Origin of the sequence: Marinobacter sp. (assembly GCF_035268745.1) — a bacterium.
Lineage (GTDB): Bacteria > Pseudomonadota > Gammaproteobacteria > Pseudomonadales > Oleiphilaceae > Marinobacter.
The window spans coordinates 1-1,531 of record NZ_DATFKH010000022.1 but is presented as its reverse complement, the minus strand read 5'-3'; the positions used below and the strand labels follow the sequence as shown (position 1 = coordinate 1,531).

Genomic DNA, 1,531 nt, shown 5'->3' with positions numbered 1-1,531 from the left:
CGATTTTTTGGCACCGGATTGCGGTGCTGCCCCTAGCTGCAGTATTACGGCCACCGGGGAAGTTACATCGACCTGTGATGCAGGCAATAATGTAGACGTTTTGATTTCGGTTACTCATATTCAACCGGAGGGCGATAATTTTGAAGTATTCGTAAATGGAGTTCTTGAAACAACGGTGCCCTACGATCCTGCCGGGAATACGGAGACTACAATCTCTATTCCTGGTGACGGTGGGGTTGCAACACTTGTTATTCAGGATGAGGTGAATGCCGACTGCCAGGACGAGTTTTCCTTGACGACTCCGGACTGCACACAGCCCTGCGAGATCACAAATGTAGAAGCTACGGCAGCTGGTGGCGGCGGCGGTCCCAGTGGGATTGTACATACCGTGTTTGTGGAGGACTTTGTATTTAATCCGGTAAACATAAGTATCAGTGAGGGTGATATCGTGCGGTGGGAATGGACCGGTCAGGTCGCGCATACGAGCACGTCGGATGCTACCACCGGTGCGGACAGTTGGGCGAGTGGTTTGTTAAATACGGGAGCGACCTACGAAAGTCCGGTATTGAGTGAAGGCTTGCATCCGTATTATTGCGAACCGCACGGAGCGCCGGGCGGTGTTGGCATGGCGGGCACGATCGAGGTTTTGCCGCCTTGTAATGCAGATGGCGAGGTGCAAGTTCAGGTGAGTTTTGATATTCTGAGTCCGGGAGCGAACGGGTTTGAGGTTCTTGTGGACGGAGCAGTAGCGGGGACCTATGATTATGTGCTAAACAACCCTCAGGTAGTCTCGGTTTGGGTGGTCGGTGATGGAGGAGTGCACGATATAGAGGTGCGTGACGTCGATGATGCGGGCTGTCTTGGAACGACCACGGTCACGACACCGAATTGTGGCGGCAGCTGTTCAGTAACGGCTTCGGCTCAGGTGGTGGGCAGTTGTCAGGCGAACAACACCGTGGATGCAGAGGTAGAGGTAACGGGCAATAATGTGGGCACCACTTTTGACTTGTATGTGGATGGCGTTTTGGAAGGAAACTATTCATATACGGGTGGCACCACGATAGTCACCGTATCGATAGCGGGTGATGGCCAGAGTCACGATATCGAAGTAATAGACGGAGACGATGCTTCCTGCTCGTCCTTGGTTTCTTTGACGACCCCGGACTGCACGCAGCCCTGTGAGATTACAAATGTAGAAGTTTCTTTCGGGATGCCAATACAACACAGAGTAGAGGTGCTAGATTTTGAGTTTGCACCCAAGGACATCACGATTTCCCTGGGTGATACCGTACTATTTGATTGGATAGGTCAAATTCCGCATACCGCGACTTCGGACGAGCCTGTAGGAACCAATAGTTTCGAATCCGGTCTCCTGAGTCAAGGGGATACTTTCATGTTCATACCTGGTGCTGCCGGAAGCGTTCCTTACTATTGCGAGCCGCACGGCGCCCCCGGCGGAATAGGTATGGCCGGAACCATAGAAGTTCTCGGCAACTGCGAAAATGGGCAGGCCACCGGCACCCTGACTTTC

Annotated in this window: 1 protein-coding gene; it reads left to right on the top strand. The window is 52.8% G+C overall.

Going from position 1 to position 1,531, the window contains the following annotated elements; genetic code table 11:
- Window positions 1-1,531 (top strand): cupredoxin domain-containing protein (locus VJ956_RS01215; protein WP_324080748.1); only part of this gene is annotated, 1,531 nt, incomplete at both ends.